The 318-nt window shown below is 68.2% G+C and carries 1 pseudogene; it reads right to left on the reverse strand.

From position 1 onward, the window contains the following. Window positions 1-263: pseudogene (locus AAHM41_RS40425) on the reverse strand (IS6 family transposase); the annotation flags it as partial. Window positions 264-318 lie beyond the last annotated feature (55 nt).

The raw sequence follows: 318 nt of genomic DNA on the forward strand, positions 1-318 counted from the left end.
GACTTGCCGCCGATCCGGACGAACATCTCGTCGAGGTGCCAGCGCCGGTGCGGCGCCGGTCGCCGCGCCCGGAGGCGGCGGGCGATGCTCGGACCGAACCTGCTCACCCATCGACGGATCGTCTCGTATGACACCTCGATGCCGCGCTCGGCGAGCATGTCCTCGACGTCGCGGTAGCTCAAGGTGAAGCGAAGGTACATCCAGACGGCGCGCTGGATCACGTCGGACGGAAAGCGGTAACCGGCATAGTCAGGCGGGGTCATGGCTACCGCTACGCTGCTCGCGGGCGCCCCGCAAGGCCGTGAACGTGACAAGCCC

This window comes from Inquilinus sp. OTU3971, assembly GCF_038440215.1.